General features: G+C 34.6%; 11 protein-coding genes. 6 read left to right on the top strand and 5 right to left on the bottom strand.

The annotated features are described in order from the left end of the window. Window positions 1–49: 49 nt before the first annotated feature. Window positions 50–1,933 carry a putative porin gene (locus FHP04_RS09855; RefSeq protein ID WP_139855935.1) on the bottom strand — a complete coding sequence of 628 codons (1,884 nt, stop codon included), beginning with the start codon at window positions 1,931–1,933 and terminating at the stop codon, window positions 50–52. Window positions 1,934–2,550: 617 nt separating this feature from the next. On the opposite strand from FHP04_RS09855, the gene FHP04_RS09850 reads away from it, so the two are divergent. From FHP04_RS09850 to FHP04_RS09840, 3 genes are all read left to right on the top strand, one after another. After that, window positions 2,551–3,150, top strand: coding sequence for a ribonuclease HII (locus FHP04_RS09850; protein WP_139856009.1), 600 nt, complete (start codon window positions 2,551–2,553; stop codon window positions 3,148–3,150). Between the two features lie 112 nt (window positions 3,151–3,262). Further along, window positions 3,263–5,704 carry a hypothetical protein gene (locus FHP04_RS09845; RefSeq protein WP_139855934.1) on the top strand — a complete coding sequence of 814 codons (2,442 nt, stop codon included), beginning with the start codon at window positions 3,263–3,265 and terminating at the stop codon, window positions 5,702–5,704. 235 nt (window positions 5,705–5,939) lie between these two features. Then, window positions 5,940–8,213: a zinc-dependent metalloprotease gene (locus FHP04_RS09840; RefSeq protein ID WP_139855933.1), complete on the top strand. Its 2,274-nt coding sequence runs from the start codon at window positions 5,940–5,942 to the stop codon at window positions 8,211–8,213. Window positions 8,214–8,310: 97 nt separating this feature from the next. Here the strand turns inward: FHP04_RS09840 and FHP04_RS09835 are convergent, their stop codons facing one another. The 3 genes from FHP04_RS09835 to FHP04_RS09825 form a co-directional block, all read right to left on the bottom strand. Next, the gene (locus FHP04_RS09835) at window positions 8,311–8,850 is read right to left on the bottom strand and encodes a hypothetical protein (RefSeq protein ID WP_139855932.1); all 540 of its coding nucleotides are present in this window, start codon (window positions 8,848–8,850) and stop codon (window positions 8,311–8,313) included. A 150-nt stretch (window positions 8,851–9,000) separates the two neighbouring features. Next, window positions 9,001–9,741, bottom strand: coding sequence for a hypothetical protein (locus tag FHP04_RS09830; protein WP_139855931.1), 741 nt, complete (start codon window positions 9,739–9,741; stop codon window positions 9,001–9,003). Window positions 9,742–9,747: 6 nt separating this feature from the next. Continuing rightward, complete coding sequence (locus tag FHP04_RS09825; protein ID WP_139855930.1) at window positions 9,748–9,906, bottom strand: YqaE/Pmp3 family membrane protein; 159 nt, start codon at window positions 9,904–9,906, stop codon at window positions 9,748–9,750. 218 nt (window positions 9,907–10,124) lie between these two features. On the opposite strand from FHP04_RS09825, the gene lysS reads away from it, so the two are divergent. After that, window positions 10,125–11,816 carry a lysine--tRNA ligase gene (gene lysS / locus FHP04_RS09820; RefSeq protein WP_139855929.1) on the top strand — a complete coding sequence of 564 codons (1,692 nt, stop codon included), beginning with the start codon at window positions 10,125–10,127 and terminating at the stop codon, window positions 11,814–11,816. Between the two features lie 107 nt (window positions 11,817–11,923). After that, window positions 11,924–12,580 carry a YczE/YyaS/YitT family protein gene (locus FHP04_RS09815; RefSeq protein WP_139855928.1) on the top strand — a complete coding sequence of 219 codons (657 nt, stop codon included), beginning with the start codon at window positions 11,924–11,926 and terminating at the stop codon, window positions 12,578–12,580. A 40-nt stretch (window positions 12,581–12,620) separates the two neighbouring features. On the opposite strand, the gene der is transcribed toward FHP04_RS09815, so the two are convergent. Further along, window positions 12,621–13,928 (bottom strand): ribosome biogenesis GTPase Der, encoded by a 1,308-nt coding sequence (gene der / locus FHP04_RS09810; protein ID WP_139856008.1) that lies wholly within the window; start codon window positions 13,926–13,928, stop codon window positions 12,621–12,623. Between the two features lie 242 nt (window positions 13,929–14,170). Between der and FHP04_RS09805 the strand changes: the two genes are divergently transcribed. Next, on the top strand, window positions 14,171–14,662 hold the full coding sequence (locus tag FHP04_RS09805; RefSeq protein ID WP_139855927.1) for a GTP-binding protein: 492 nt from the start codon (window positions 14,171–14,173) through the stop codon (window positions 14,660–14,662). The last annotated feature ends 25 nt before the right edge of the window (window positions 14,663–14,687 follow it).

Here is a 14,687-nt window from a genome sequence, read left to right as displayed (position 1 = left end):
TCAATTTGTGTGAAAAACATAAATAAAAAACAGCATTGAAGTCCTGAAACTATAAAAAGAAATTCCAAACCAATCCAAAGCGCAATACTGCATCGCGATAAGGTTGTCTTGGTGCGGCAAAGTGATCGTTATTCCCGCCAAATAAGGAGGTAAGGTTTTCGTACACGAAATAAATACGGGTTTGCCTAATTTTAGCGTTAAAAAATACATCTACCAATGGATACCCTCCGAGTTTCTGATCGTTCTGCACGTAAAATTCAGCAAGCACAGGATCGTAAGCATTCATATTATATTCGGTAAAATACTTGAACGTAACCCCTGTTTGCATAAACAACGCACGTTTAAACCAATGGTCTTGATAGTATAGTGAGTTTCTAGTAATTAATTGAGGCACGTTAAACACATTATCTCCATTAAAAACCTGCTGATACATTATTGTATTTTCCAAAGCAAAAACCCCAAATGTAAATTCTTTTTGTGCTTTTATTTTAAGGTAATCTACACGCTCAGAAGCTTGTATTGGCGACGGAGTACTGTCGTTTTCTCTAATTCCAAAATAGGTGTAATCGTCAATACCCGTATAGCTCACAGAAGCATTTCCAAACCTCTTGGTGTTTATCTCAAACTTTAGCTCTTGCGTTTTTACATTGTTCAAATTGGTTTTCCAGTTGTAATTTTGGTAATCACTTTGATATAATTGAAAATTAAAATTTGGAGCTACAGAGTGAGTTGTTATAGTTGCCTTCGCATTGTACTCTTCATTTAAGTCGTATGAGGCAGCGGCTTGCAGGTAATTTGCATCAAAATCTCCAGCCATATTAATTGCTCCTTTTCCTGATAATTTAAACCCGCGATATTCCTTTTCGTATGCTGCTCCAGCTTCTATAATATTTCCTTTAATCCTGTTTGTAATTCTATTTTCATCGAGAATTAAAACCGAATTATACCCGTAATTAAAATCGTTATAACCTGCCCAAGCAGTAATTTTCCCCAACAATGAACTGTTATAGTCGGCGTAAGCTTTTACATTAAAATCTTCTAGCTTTGTTTTTGTGTACAAATCGGCATTTTCATACGACGGACCAAAGGTACTAAAGGGGGTGTCCTGCTTGTACTCAAAAAACTTATCCTCATAGCTTAACACGTTTCCGATTGTTAAAACAGAATAATTTGTACTATCGCGCTGGCTGAGTAGTTCATAATAATGATCTGCGTAAAAACGAAGCCCTTCTAGTTTGTTTTCAGCATCTTCAAAATTTACATCCAATCTACCTCGATCGCTAAACTCAGGGTCACCATTTATAAATAATCGCAGTGAATTATCTGTTAAACCACCATTTTCTTGATTCATTAAATCCTGTGCTGCAACGTGAGCCCGAATGACATATCGGTTGTTTTTTGTACGGTAATTGGAAGTAAAAAGAAAGTTTCCTGTACTCGTTAATATATTTTGATATTTTCCAAGCGATCGCACTCCTTTATAACCAATAGAAAAGTTAAACTGCGGTGAGGTATTTACCGTGAAAAAAGCATCTAATTGCTGCCCTTGATTATAAGCTGTTTTAAAATACAACTCGGTAAACGGTGTAGGCACATTAAAATAGTTTACTTCTTCAATTTCCTTATAGTTAAAATGTCTCGCTTGCGCTGCAAAAAGTGGCTTTAAGTTTAATTTATCAAAGGAATACGCTAGTGAATTATAGGTTTGACCCACGTTGGAAAACTGTAATAATTCAAAATTATCTCTTCTCAAATAATTGAATTTGTATTTCTTATAAATACTAAGTGTGGTATCTACATAAGTAGTATCTCTATCGTGAGAAATGATTTTATAAAAATCTATTGGAGGTTTCTCCTTTTTGGGAGTGTTATTTTGCGAATACACAGTTCCCGAAGCGAACAATATAAGAAGTAGCAATAGGAGTCTTTTCATCTTCGAGATAACTTTTGGGCAAAGGTAATTTATTTTTAATTGAAAGAGAACTGGTAAAAATTTCAAATAACAATATCCAAATTTCAAATAAACTCCAGAAATGAAAAGTCAAAATTTCAATTGAAAAGGGTGATTGGTAAAATTTTGGAATTTTAATAACATTTTAATTAAAGTAGGTATATTAAGTTTAGTATTAATGAATAATATGATAACTATTATAATTGATTAATGTAAATATAATTGTTCATTTTTTTTCATTGCCAAAAAAAACGAACCAAAAAAAGTCTAGGCAGAACAAAACTTTACTAAAAATTTCCCTCGTTACGGCGTAAACTAAAGGTTCACTTAAATTTACACACTATATCTAATAGTTTTTAAACTGTTAGAATTAAAATAATTTTAGCGGTTGGCGCAAGTTTGCTTAATCCTCCACTCACATCATTTTTTCGTAAAATTTTGCTAAGCCATAGAATAGCATTCAAAATTTGAAATTTTTAACAAACAACCCACTTAAAATGACATAGAGAAGAATTTTGAAATTTTGGAATTTGGATTTTAAATATTTGGTGTTTTTTAATTAGCCGGATTTATAAAATTTAATGAGATTTGTATTTAGTATGCTTAAACTAAAAATAAACAACAATCTTCTAGAATGCGGCACCGATGAGGCTGGCCGCGGCTGTTTGGCTGGACCTGTAACGGCGGCGGCTGTAATTCTTCCCGACGATTTCCAGCATCCTTATTTAACAGACAGCAAGCAACTTTCAGAAAAGAAAAGATTAGAACTAAGAGCTATTATTGAAAAAGAAGCTATTTGCTACTCTGTAGTACATATTATGATGGATGAAATTGATAAAATAAACATCCTAAATGCTTCTATTTTAGGAATGCATCGAGCGATAGCAGGTCTATCTACACCTCCTGAATTTATTGCGGTTGACGGAAACAAGTTTAAACCTTTTAACGATACGCCATTTGAATGTGTAGTAAAAGGAGATGGGAAATATTTGCATATTGCAGCAGCTTCTATTTTAGCAAAAACCCATCGCGATGAGTTTATGCATGAAATCCACGAAAAATTTCCGCAGTACAACTGGAAGAAAAACAAAGGATATCCAACCAAGGAGCACCGGGAAGCTATTCGCGAATTAGGAAGTTCAATTTTTCACAGGAAAAGCTTTAAACTCCTACCCGACCCAACTTTATTAGATTTATAAATTATCTCCTTAATAATAGTGTATCAATTATGGAGGAGAACTGTTGACAACCCGTCAATAAACTATTTAAACAATATGCTAAACGATTGCATTACATTGCTATTTTTGTTTTATGGGAAAAATTAATAGAAATTTATTCGCGGTTTTACTTTTCATCCCAATCCTTTTGGGAGTCTTTGCAAGTTGTGATAACTCACCTTCAAAAACAGGAACACTAATGGATTTTGTTCCAGAAAATGCCGCTGTAGTTTTTAAGATCTCAAATTTCGAAAACTTACAGGCAGATATAGAAAATAGTGCACTGCTTTCTAAGTTCGAAAACACCGAAATCTATTCTTATTTCACTAAAAAGGATAAAATACTTAAAAACCTTCACCCAACTTCTCAGAGTCTTTTAAGTATAAATAAAATTAACGATTCTGTTTCTGCTTATACTTTTATCACAAAACACACAGATAAACTATTTCAGTTAGATTCTGTTAAAAACAAATCTGTTGAAACTTTAACGTTAGATAAAAAGTCATTTCAAAGGGTTTCAATTGATGAAAACACAGCCTATTCAACGATTATTGATAGTGTATTAGTTGTTTCGTCGTCCCAACAAATTATACAGGACATTTTAAATGGGAAGACCGAGGGTGATGCCACCTTTAAAAAAGTGTTTAATTTACCATCCTCCAACGATTTTACAGCCTTACTGCGCGGCAAAAAAGAGGCTATAAATGACTCAACAAAAATAAATTTCACATCTTGGAGCGCTTTAGACATTAACTTTTCTTCAGAGAATTTTACAGCAACTGGAATAAGCATGGCTACAGACACTATTCCTCAACTGCTTAATATTTTTGAAGGTCAGATACCACAACAAAATGACGTTGCGCTGTTAATCCCTTCGGATGCAAAAAGTGCTTTAAGCTTTACCTTTAACGACGCAGAAAGTATCCAAGAAAAAATTCGCCATTATAAAGGTGATACAAAACCTATACAAACTACTGGTATATTCGGGTCGGTAAGTGAGGCAGGGATAATCGAACTTAAACAAGAATCTGCAATTTTCATAAAAAGCATTGACGCCTTATTAACTAGCGATGCATTAGCCCGCTTTGTTACTTCAAAAAGTTCATTTCGTGAAGTTGAAATTAAAAGTTTTAGCGAGCCAAAATTGTTTAGAGAAACCTTCTCACCGCTTATCAATTCTGAAAAAGCTAACTATGTATTTCAGTTGGATAATTTTTTCGTTTTTACAGAAAGTGAAATTTCTGCGCAACAGATTATCAGTGATTATCAAAACAACAATACATTAAAAAACACATCATATTTTGAAAACACTATTGTAGATTTAAGCACCGCTTCTTCATTGTTAGTTTTAAAATTACAAGGAGATTTATCTGAGTCGCTATCTCTGTTTTTTGAAAATGACAATACTTTTAAGAAAATTTCATTTGAAAAGTTTCCACTAGCAGCTATACAGTTTAGCTACGATCGCAATTTCGCTCACGTTACTTTAAGCTGCAAAGAAGTAGGTGGCAATGTAAAAAAATCGTCAGAAAAAGTTTCAGAAAAATTCAATGTAAAACTTGAAAACACGATTTTAAATGCTCCGAAACTCGTTAAAACCAAGAATGGAGAAAGTAAAATTGTGGTACAGGATATTACGAATAAACTTTACTTCATTTCTGAAAGCGGGAAAATTCTTTGGTCAAAAAACCTAGATTCTGCAATACTCGGCGAAGTTGAAGAAGTTTCCATTTCAGGAAACAAACACATTGCGTTTACCACTAAGAGTGCTTTCTACCTATTAGATAGAAATGGAAAAGATTCAAAATCGTTTCCTATAAAGTTTAAAGATGAGGTAACACAACCCCTTTCAGTGTTTGACTACGACAACAATGGAAATTATCGTTTTGTAGTTATTCAGGACAAGGAAGTGCTTATGTACGATAAAAACGCAAAACTTGTTACAGGCTTTGGTTTTAAGAAAGCGAAAAGCTCGATAGTACAATCGCCAATTCACATTAGAATGGGAAGTAAGGATTATATCGTAATCGCAGAAGAAAACGGTAGTTTAAATATTTTAAGTCGCGTTGGGAAATCTAGGGTTTCAGTTTCTAAAAAATTCAATTTTTCAAGTATTCCAATTGCTGAAGAGGACAACACTTTTGTGGTAATTACAAAAGAAAACACTAAAGAAAGAATCACTCCAGACGGTAAAGTGTCATCTTTAAAATTAGATGTTGGTGCTAATTATTGGTTTACAATTTCTGGAAACACAAAGGCTACTCTGGACGATAATTTACTGCGTATAAATGGCAAGCTAGCAGAATTGCCATTGGGAATCTACACACAACCTCAGCTTTATAAGATAAACAGAAATTACTACACTTCCATAACCGAAACTCAAGAGAAAAAGGTTTATGTTTTTGATGAAAATGGAAAACTTCAAAATGGGTTTCCTGTTTATGGAACATCAGAAGCGAGTTTAAGTCAAGGAAAACGAACTACAAACCTAGTGGTTAAAGGGGATGCAGATTCTGTAATAATGTATTCGATGTAAAAATTAGTGCGTTAGTTCTACAGTTTTTTCTCAAATAATTTTTAAGATGTACGGCTTTATAAGGCTATATTCATATAATTATTGGAATACTTGAGTAGAGAATAAAAGGTCGTTTTGAGCTGAATACCAATATTTATCTACTAAACTCAATACATAACCTCTTAAATTTTCCTTAAATCTATTAAAGGTTTCTTATATTTACAATTCTAAACATTCATAAAAATTATACCTAAAAATGAAAAAAAGTACTTTTAAACCACTACTGGTTTTAATCATTGCTTTATTTAGCTTTGGATTAAGTGCCCAGAACAATTCGTTGTGGACGAAAGCCCGCAACACAGACACAGAGTCTCTGCAGAAAGAATTTCGCAGAACTATGCCTGCAGAATACAGCCTATACAAATTAAATACTCCATCGCTAAGATCTGCATTAGCACAAGCTCCAGCTAGAAATACTGGAAATTCAAATGTAATTATAAAGCTTCCTTCAAATAACGGCGAACTTCAAAGCTTCCGCGTTTATGAAGCTTCAGTTATGTCTCCTGAATTACAAAACAGATACCGAAACATTCGTTCGTACACTGCAAAAGGTATTGACGACCCAACTGCTGTAGCGCGTTTTAGTGTATCAGACTTAGGATTACACGGTATGATTTCTTCTGGTAATCATTCTACTGTTTACATCGATCCGTTTACACAAAACAAAGATTTTTACATTTCTTACAATCTTAACCAACTTCCTTCTAACCCAGAAAGTTTTGAGTGTTTAGTTGAAGAAGCTGTAGGACCAGAGCCAAATTATAATGAAAGAAATGCCAATGATGGTATGTTAAGAACTTTCAGACTAGCGGTTGCAACAACGGGTGAGTATTCTCAATTTCATTTAAATGACCAAGGAATACCTGCTTCAGCTACAGACGAAGTTAAAAAGGCCGCTGTTCTTGCTGCTATTAACGTAACAATGACACGTGTTAATGGTATTTACGAAAGAGATTTATCGCTTACAATGATTTTAGTACCAAACAATACTGACATTATTTACTTAGACGCTGCAAGTGATCCATTTACAAATAACAATGCAGGAATACTTATCAACCAAAGTCAGACTGTGATTGATGCTGAAATTGGTCCTACAAATTACGATATCGGACATACCTTTAGTACAGGTGCTGGTGGTTTAGCTCAGCTAAGATCTCCATGTACTCCTAACAAAGCTCGTGGTGTAACAGGTACAAACAGTCCAAAAGGGGATGCTTATGATGTTGACTATGTATCACACGAAATGGGTCACCAATATGGAGCTAACCATACTTTTAATAATTCTTGTAATGGTAACCGTAATAACAGTACAGCTGTAGAACCAGGTAGTGGATCTACAATTATGGCTTATGCTGGTATTTGTAACCCTAACGTACAGAGTAGAAGTGACGATTATTTCCATGCAAGAAGTATCCAAGAAATGTGGATAAATATTTCTTCTGGTGTTGGTCAATGTGGTGTACAAACACCAACAGGAAACCAACCTCCTGTGGCAGATGCAGGTCCTGGACGTACAATTCCAAAGTCTACTCCATTTATATTAATGGGTACGGCTTCAGATCCTGATGGCGATGCACTTACTCATACTTGGGAACAAATGAACACTGAAATTGCTCCTATGCCACCAAGAAATACTTCAATTGGCGGACCAGCATTTAGATCGGAAGAGCCTTCAGATTCACCTGATAGATTTATGCCAAGAATTAATTTTGTTCTTTCTGGTGACCTTGGTGGAAACAATCCTCCAACAGCAAACAGATGGGAAGCAGTTCCTGCTGTAGGTAGAAACATGAACTTTAGATATACTGTTAGAGATAACGCTGCCGGTGGTGGAGCTACAGCAAGTGACAATACTTTTGTTACTGTTGATGGAAATAGTGGGCCATTTAAAGTAACTTCTCAGTCAGACCCTAATAACCCAATTAACTGGACTACACAAAGTACTGAAGTTATTACTTGGGATGTTGCAAATAGTGATGCGGCTCCAGTAAACTGCTCTAATGTTGATATTAAATTCTCAACTGATGGAGGTTTTACTTATCCAATTACTATTGCTCTTAATGTACCTAACACTGGAAGCGCAACTATTAACGTACCTAACGTAAACACAAACAATGGTAGAGTTATGGTTATGGCTTCTGATAATATTTTCTACTCTATTAACGATACTAAAATTATCGTAGAAGGAACTGTAGGTACTGAAGACTTCTCATTCGAGAACTTCTCAGTATACCCTAACCCATCTAGTGGAGTATTCAACTTAAGCTTTACTCCTAATTCTAGTGAAAACATAGAAGTATCGCTTTACGACTTAAGAGGTAGAATTATCAATCAGTTTATCTATGACGATGTTAATACTTCTGGAGTATTTAACAAGCAATTAGACTACAACTATATTGATAGTGGAATGTACTTCCTAGTGGTTAAAAACGGAAACAAAACTGCTACTAAGAAATTGATGAAAAATTAATTCTTAATCAAGCTTTTTAAACCATAAAAAATGGCCGTCTAAATATAGGCGGCCATTTTAATTTTATAGATATTCTGTATTAAAGTAAACGTAAGATTTAGTCGAATTTTATCATTTCAGAAATATGTCTCACTACCTGGGAGGTTTTATTTACATTAAAAATCAAATCAAATACAAGCCCTTCTTCGCTAACATCAACTAATAGTTTACCATCTGTTACTGGGTAATATCCCGCTTCTCCTTTACAGAAACAATGTTTTCCATAATATAAGTTTACATCAGCTAAAGCCGCATTTTCCTTTTTAAGATTTGTAGCTGCCTGCGGAATTTCGAAGTGGATAGTTTCCGAATAATTTCCATCTACCGTTCCCTCTGGTCCCTCTCTAAAGTAAGTGTATTCAACCACCATCGCATCCCCTTCTATCATTTCAGGGTATAAGGAACCTGTGCCGTCGTCCAGAATAGTTAACTTTTTATTCTTATATACTTCAATACCACAAGTACCATCGTCAGGACATCCAGAATTCTTATTTATAGTCTCTTCCATAGTATTTGTGTTAGTAATAACCGAATCGGTTTGTGTCGTTTTACAGGCGCCAACCATTAATAAAGGCAGCATGTATATTAGCAATTTCATAATTAAGTAATTTAAGGTTAGTGTTTGATTTATTGATTTTAAACCGTCTATACTTGAAATATACAAATACCAAACCAAATATTAAGCACAAAAGTGTTAAGGCTATATTTTACAGCTCCCGAAAAAATAGTTTGAAGAATTATTATGGGCTTACTTTTCCAGTTCTATTTCCAAGTCTAATAAATCTGGATTTTTAAAGTATTCTATAAAAGATTCCTTCAAAATCACTGTTTTTTGGTCTGCGGAAAAAGTTGCTTTAGGATTTGAAGCTTTTTTAATTTTTCTAGGGAAAGTGTAGTTCAACGTATACTTAGAACTACTTAAAAATGCTTCGGTATTTTTTAAGCTATCTACTTCTTTTTTATGACTTGCCTCATCTTTAATATAAGCGTCGCGCTTAAACACACCATTATTAAAGGTGTAAAGCACGCCAATACTCTCTTCTGAAGATTCTTTTTTCTTTCCTTCCGAAGAATTTGAATTTAAGTTTGGCGCCATATTACCCACCTGGCCTAAGCCCTCGTGAATATTATTTGCCTCACTTATATCTTTAAAATTTGTTGCAATATTATAAACCATTTCAGAGGCATCAGAATCTATTTTAATTCCGATGTTATAGTTTTCTAAGGCTTTTAATTTTTTTTGTTCAGAGGCTGAAAGCGTAGCGATACTATCTTTTTTCTCCTCCAAAAATTGCCTTATATGCACTATGGTATCAAGTTTCACAGGTACCGAATCTCCCATTGCTCCTGCACTAAAAGCCATCATCTCACTTAGATTAACTTCAACGCTTAAATTTCCAGAACCATCTTCGTTCATAACAAGTGTTTCTGAAAATTGACAACTCACAAATGAGATAGCTAACAGGCCTAGAATAATTAATTTTTTCATAAGTGTTTATTTATTAGGATTGTTTAATATAATTAAGGCAGCTATCACACCTGGAATCCAACCCAAAAGGGTTAGTATCAGAACTATTAAAACAGATCCACATCCTTTGTCTATAACGGATAGTGGTGGGAAAATAATTGCAAGTAAGACTCTCCAAAAACTCATAAAACAAATCTACGTTTTTTTTTGAATAATGAAGTTTAATTTAATTCGAATTCGTTTGCCCTGAAATTTTTGGCAATTTCACCCAATACATTTCATTTTATTAGAAATAATCACAACGAATAAAACCTTCAAAATATCACTATTCATTTGACAATTCTCTTCTCTTATTTCACATTTCATTTCCCTATCTTTGCAAATTCATTTTTTACATAAAATATATGCAACTTTCTGAACTAGAAATCATCCGTAGAGACAAATTAAAGCAGCTGCGAGAAATGGGAATCAACCCTTACCCTGCAGAACTATACCCAGTTACCGAAACCTCTAAAAAGATAAAGGAAAACTTTGAAGAAGGTAAAAAGGTGGTTGTTGCTGGAAGACTTATGTCTAGACGAATTCAAGGAAAAGCATCCTTCGCCGAACTTCAAGACGCTGAAGGTCGTATTCAAGTGTATTTTAACAGAGATGAAATTTGTACAGGCGAAGACAAAACGCTTTACAATGACGTTTATAAAAAATTATTAGATATAGGGGACTTTATCGGGATTGAAGGCGAGCTTTTTAAAACTCAAGTTGGTGAAAAAACCATAATGGTAAAAGATTTCACTCTTTTAAGCAAGGCTTTAAAACCACTACCTCAACCTCGTATTGATGCCGATGGTAAAGTACACGATGCCTTTACCGATCCAGAGCAACGTTACCGCCAACGTTACGCCGACTTAGTTGTAAACCCACACGTGAAGGAAATTTTTATAAAACGCACTAAGCTCTTTAATGCTATGCGTGATTTCTTTAATGAGCGTGGCTATTTTGAAGTTGAAACTCCAATTTTACAACCTATTCCAGGTGGTGCTGCTGCGAGACCTTTCGTAACGCATCACAATTCGCTTGACATTCCTTTGTATATGCGAATTGCAAACGAATTATACCTAAAAAGATTGATTGTAGGTGGTTTTGATGGAGTGTATGAATTCTCAAAAAACTTCAGAAATGAAGGGATGGACAGAACGCATAATCCAGAGTTTACTGCAATGGAAATTTACGTTTCCTACAAGGACTACAACTGGATGATGGACTTCTGTGAGCAATTGCTAGAGCACTGTGCTATGGAAGTTAATGGCACAACTGAAGCTACTTTCGGAGAACATAAAATCGACTTTAAAGCACCTTACCCAAGAGTTACAATGGCAGATGCTATTAAAAAATTCACAGGGTTTGACATTACTGGAAAAACTGAAGATGAAATTCGTCAGGCTGCAATAGACCTAGATGTACCAATAGATAACACTATGGGGAAAGGTAAATTAATCGATGAGATTTTTGGCGAAAAGTGTGAAGGTAACTTTATACAGCCAACCTTCATTACAGATTACCCTAAAGAAATGAGCCCGTTGTGTAAAGAACACCGCGATAATCCAGAACTAACTGAACGTTTTGAATTAATGGTTTGTGGAAAAGAAATTGCAAATGCCTATAGCGAGCTTAACGACCCTATAGACCAACGCGAACGTTTTGAAGCCCAATTAAAACTTGCGGATAGAGGTGACGATGAAGCAACAGCATTTATAGACTTTGACTTCTTAAGAGCTCTTGAATACGGAATGCCTCCTACAAGTGGAATGGGAATTGGTATGGACCGATTGATTATGTTTTTAACAAATAACGCTTCAATTCAAGAAGTTCTTTTCTTCCCGCAAATGCGTCCGGAAAAAAAGAAAGTTGAAATGAGCGAAGATGAAAAAGCCGTTTTCAATCTTTTAAAAGCTAATTCTCCAATTGACCTAGAAGAACTGAAAACACAAAGTGGTTTAAGCAATAAGAAATGGGACAAAGCCATTAAAGGTCTTACAAAAAGTAAGATTTCTAAAGTTGAAAAAACAGACGCAGGTTTAACTGTTTCTTTACTATAAGTTGAAAATTTGAAATTTTATAAAAGGGAGGCTCCATTTTGGATGCATCCCTTTTTTATTTCAGCAATTTAAACTACAAGTCTACACTTTTCTATTAGTAATTCAATATGAAAGAACAACCTAAAACTACTCCCCTACAAAACATCATCCGCTATGTATTTTACTTTAGCGGCTTAGTATGTTTTGGTCTTGGTGCTGCTTTTTCAATTAAAGTTCAGTACCTAGGTTTGCACCCCTGGGATGTGTTGAACGTAGCCCTTTACAATCAACTTGGACTAACTATTGGAACTTGGAGTATTATTGTAGGTTTAGCTTTAATTGGGGTATCACTAGTAGTCAGTAAGAAATACGTAAATATCGGTACATTTTTAAATGCCTTGTTAATTGGCCCCATAATGGATTTCTTTTTATGGCTAGATATTTTACCTAACGCAAGTAACACTTGGACAGATTACTTAATTCTATTAGTAGGGATTGTACTTATAGGAATAGGAGGCGGTTTATATGTTTCTGGTGGAGTAGGCGCAGGACCGCGCGACGGCTTCATGCTATCAATATCTGAACGCTTGCGATGGTCTATTAGCAAAGCTAGAATCTTGGTAGAAAGTATTGTACTAGTTATAGGGTATTTCTTAGGAGGACCTGTTTTTTGGGTGACTTTTATCTACACCTTCCTATTAAGCCCTATTTTTCAATATTCTCTTAAGTTCTTCAGTAGTTTGCGATTAAAGCTAGATAAAAAAATAAAGGTTCACTCTACTTGAACAAACCTTTATTTGTAATTGATTTCTATTAAAAAGAATATTATTTCTTTCTGAAGTAAATAGTAATTGGCACTCCATTAAAATCGAAGTTTTCTCGAAGTTTATTTTCTATAAAGCGCTTGTATGGATCTTTTACATACTGAGGCAGATTACAGAAGAAAACAAAACTAGGATATGGAGTAGGCAATTGCATACAGAACTTAATTTTTACATATTTTGCTTTGTATGCTGGTGGCGGATAATTCTGAATTATCGGTAGCATCACCTCGTTTAGCTCGCTAGTTTTAATTTTTTTGCTTCGGTTATTGTAAACCTCAACAGCTGTTTCAATAGCCTTGTAAATTCGTTGTTTCGTAAGTACTGAAATAAATACAATCGGCACATCTACAAAAGGTTCTATTTGCTGACGGATATACTTTTCGTAATCCTTAACACTACTTGTGTCTTTATCTTCAACTAAATCCCATTTGTTAGCAAGAATCACAATTCCTTTATTGTTTCGCTGTGCCAACCAAAAAATATTTTCAACTTGGCCGTCAAACCCTCTTGTGGCATCAAATACAAGAATAATGACATCGCAATGCTCGATAGCACGAACACTTCGCATTACAGAATAAAACTCTAAGTCTTCTTTTACCTTGCTCTTCTTACGAATTCCCGCAGTGTCGACTAAGTTAAATTCAAATCCAAAACGGTTGTATTTTGTATCTATACTATCACGGGTAGTACCTGCAATATCTGTTACGATATATCTATCTTCCCCAATAAGGGCATTAATAAACGATGATTTCCCGGCATTCGGGCGACCAACAACAGCAAATCGCGGTAACTCACTATCATCTGGTTCATCAGTATCAGGTAATGCCTTTACAAGATCATCCAAAAGATCTCCTGTACCACTTCCATTTATACTAGATAGATTGTATTGATATTCAAATCCTAAGGAATAAAACTCTAATGCGGCATTCACACGTGAAGCACCGTCAACTTTATTAATAGCTAGAAAAATAGGTTTTTTTGATCGTCTAAGCAGCTTTGCAACTTCTTGATCCATACCTGTAACGCCACTTTCTACATCTACCATAAAGATAATTGCATCGGCTTCATCTATAGCTAATTCTACTTGTTTATCAATTTCAGCTTCAAAAATATCATCGCTCCCTTTTACATAACCACCAGTGTCTATTAGCGAAAACTCTTTTCCATTCCAATCGCTCTTTCCATAATGACGGTCGCGAGTAACACCGCTCACAGCATCAACTATAGCCTCTCTACGCTGAATTAATCTGTTAAAAAAAGTGGATTTCCCAACATTTGGTCTCCCCACTATGGCAACAATGCTCATAATCTTAAATTTAGGGTGCAAAAATAGGTTTTAGTTCGCACAAAAAATACTATTTTAACCGCTTATAAAAAAATAGTTACTATTTGATATTTTAATATCATTTAAAACTGTAACACTTAAGACGAAGGATAAAAGGGTTTTATAACTTAAAAAACGCCTCGAAAATCAGATAACCTTCAGGTTTAAAACAAGGTTTATAGAATACTGAATCTTCTATTTAATTATTAAAAGTACAAGAGTGAATTATGCTTCCGAATGAAATAGTTTTAAGACCGCGATTTAAAATCGAGTTAGAACAACCACACTCACAAATACTTGGCAAATTCTCTGAAGCAAAAAACGCACAAGAGAGATTTCATATATCTTGTATAGACGATCATATCTTCATAAAACTTCCAAAAAACAAGCAGGATTTTTGGTCTCCACAACTTCATTTAGAAATTTCTGAATCCGAAAACACTAGTACCCTTCACGGTTTCTTTGGACCAAATCCAACGGTATGGACTATGTTTATGTTTTTTCACGTGGTAGTAGCGATATTGTTTATGGTAGATTTAATTTGGCTTTATTCCAACCATAATTTAGGAAACCCTATAGCGCTTCAAATCGGGATAGCAGTAGCATTAATAATTATCTGGTTCTTGCTCTATTTAGCTGGAAGTATAGGAAAGAAAAAAGGAAAACCGGGAATGCGAGAACTGTATGATTTTATGAATGAAGTTTTAAATTCTAATTAGCAGACGACTATTCCTTTCCAATAAA

The sequence above is a fragment of the Aequorivita sinensis genome, assembly GCF_006346335.1.
GTDB classification, from domain to species: Bacteria; Bacteroidota; Bacteroidia; order Flavobacteriales; family Flavobacteriaceae; genus Aequorivita; species Aequorivita sinensis.
The sequence above is the reverse complement of the archived record's forward strand: the minus strand, read 5'-3'. Positions and strand labels throughout refer to the sequence as shown.

Excerpts from the sequence above, each read along its gene's own strand:
- FHP04_RS09855 (WP_139855935.1), bottom strand. The coding sequence starts at position 1,933 with ATGAAAAGACTCCTATTGCTACTTCTTATATTGTTCGCTTCGGGAACT.
- FHP04_RS09850 (WP_139856009.1), top strand. The coding sequence starts at position 2,551 with ATGCTTAAACTAAAAATAAACAACAATCTTCTAGAATGCGGCACCGAT.
- FHP04_RS09840 (WP_139855933.1), top strand. The coding sequence starts at position 5,940 with ATGAAAAAAAGTACTTTTAAACCACTACTGGTTTTAATCATTGCTTTA.
- FHP04_RS09835 (WP_139855932.1), bottom strand. The coding sequence starts at position 8,850 with ATGAAATTGCTAATATACATGCTGCCTTTATTAATGGTTGGCGCCTGT.
- FHP04_RS09845 (WP_139855934.1), top strand. The coding sequence starts at position 3,263 with ATGGGAAAAATTAATAGAAATTTATTCGCGGTTTTACTTTTCATCCCA.
- FHP04_RS09805 (WP_139855927.1), top strand. The coding sequence starts at position 14,171 with ATGCTTCCGAATGAAATAGTTTTAAGACCGCGATTTAAAATCGAGTTA.
- FHP04_RS09825 (WP_139855930.1), bottom strand. The coding sequence starts at position 9,906 with ATGAGTTTTTGGAGAGTCTTACTTGCAATTATTTTCCCACCACTATCC.
- FHP04_RS09830 (WP_139855931.1), bottom strand. The coding sequence starts at position 9,741 with ATGAAAAAATTAATTATTCTAGGCCTGTTAGCTATCTCATTTGTGAGT.
- lysS (WP_139855929.1), top strand. The coding sequence starts at position 10,125 with ATGCAACTTTCTGAACTAGAAATCATCCGTAGAGACAAATTAAAGCAG.
- FHP04_RS09815 (WP_139855928.1), top strand. The coding sequence starts at position 11,924 with ATGAAAGAACAACCTAAAACTACTCCCCTACAAAACATCATCCGCTAT.